General features: G+C 76.2%; 3 protein-coding genes. All 3 read left to right on the top strand.

Annotation, left to right across the window (positions count from 1 at the left end; genetic code table 11):
* On the top strand, nt 1-341 hold a 341-nt coding region (locus AB0H81_RS44795; RefSeq protein ID WP_358388716.1), incomplete at its 5' end, for an ABC transporter permease.
* Nucleotides 338-1,240, top strand: a complete 903-nt coding sequence (locus AB0H81_RS44790) for an ABC transporter permease (RefSeq protein ID WP_358388713.1) — start codon at nt 338-340, stop codon at nt 1,238-1,240. The genes AB0H81_RS44795 and AB0H81_RS44790, both read left to right, overlap by 4 nt.
* A partial coding sequence (locus AB0H81_RS44785; RefSeq protein ID WP_358388711.1) for an ATP-binding cassette domain-containing protein occupies nt 1,237-1,469 on the top strand: 233 nt, incomplete at its 3' end. The genes AB0H81_RS44790 and AB0H81_RS44785, both read left to right, overlap by 4 nt.

Below are 1,469 nucleotides of genomic sequence, written 5' to 3'. Positions count from 1 at the left end.
GCGAGGAGCTGGGCCGCGAGCACGTGCAGACGGCTGTCGCCCGCGGCATCCCGTACGCGGCGGTCGTGCGCCGTCACGCGCTGCGCAACGCGGCCGTGCCCATCGGCACGCTCACCGGCATGACCGTCGCCTCCATGATCGCGCTGGCGGCCGTGGTGGAGCGGGCCTTCGGGCTGAGCGGCCTGGGCGCGGCGCTGGTGAACGCCGCGCTGTCGAAGGACTTCGCGGTCGTCCAGGGCATCTCGCTGGTGCTCGTCACCGCGTTCGTGCTCGTCAACACCCTGGTCGACATGGGGTCGGCGTTGCTCGACCCGCGGATCACGCTGGGAGGCCGGTCATGACCGGGATCACCGTAACCCGGCGCGCGGGCGCGGGCGCGGGGACGGTCCGCCGCGCCGGGCTCGGCCCGCTCGGGACCGTGGCCGCGGGCGTCGTCGTGCTGGCCGTCGTGCTGGCCGTGCTCGGACCGTCGCTGTCGCCCGCCGACCCGAACGCCAGCGACTTCGCCAGCGCCTACGCCCCGCCCGCGCCCGGGCACCCACTCGGGTTCGACGGGCAGGGCCGCGACCTGCTGGCCCGCCTGCTGGAGGGCGCGCGGACCTCGCTGCTCGGTCCGCTGCTCGTCGTCGCGCTGAGCATGACGGCCGGCACGGCCCTCGCGATCGCGGCGGCCTGGGCGGGCGGCTGGCTGGACGCGGCGGTGTCGGCGGTGCTGGAGGTGGTCTTCGCCTTCCCCGGCGTGCTGCTGGCGATGCTGGTCGCCGCGGTCTTCGGCCCGGGACTCGGGGCGGCGGTGGTGGCGCTCGCCGTGGCCTACGTGCCGTACATCGCGCGGCTGCTGCGCGGCGCGGCGCTGGCCGAACGGGGCAAGCCGTACGTGCGGGCGCTGGAGGTGCAGGGCGCGGGCGCGCTCGCGATCTGCCTGCGCCACCTCGTGCCCAACCTCATGCCGCTGATCGCCGCCCAGACCACGCTGTTCTTCGGGTACGCGATGGTGGACCTGGCCATCGTGTCGTTCTTCGGCCTCGGCGTGCAGCCGCCCGACGCGGACTGGGGCGTCATGGTGGCCGCCGGGCGTTCCGGGGTGCTGCAGGGCTACCCGGCCGAGGCGCTGCTGGCCGGCGGCTGCGTGGTGGTGCTGGTGGTGGCGTTCAACGTGCTGGGCGAACGGCTGCCCGGCGGCGTGGGCGCGGGCGGCCGCCCGTGGCGGCGGCTCGGCCGGCGGGGAGGTGCGGCGTGACCGCTCCCCTGCTGGACGTCGAGGGCCTGACCGTGTTCCTGCCCGTGGCGGGCGAGCAGCGGCCCGTGCTGCGGGACGTGTCCCTGTCGATCGGCCAAGGCGAGGCGGTCGGCCTGGTGGGCGAGTCCGGATCGGGCAAGTCCATGACGGCCCGCGCGATCGTCCGGCTGCTGCCGCCGGGCGCGCGCGTCGAGGGCGCGATCCGCTACCGGGGCGAGGACGTCGGCTC

The organism is Nonomuraea sp. NPDC050691 (assembly GCF_040654455.1).
Classification (GTDB): domain Bacteria; phylum Actinomycetota; class Actinomycetes; order Streptosporangiales; family Streptosporangiaceae; genus Nonomuraea.
The sequence above is the reverse complement of the archived record's forward strand: the minus strand, read 5'-3'. Positions and strand labels throughout refer to the sequence as shown.

Coding starts and splice junctions, on each gene's coding strand:
- AB0H81_RS44790 (WP_358388713.1), top strand. CDS start 338: ATGACCGGGATCACCGTAACCCGGCGCGCGGGCGCGGGCGCGGGGACG.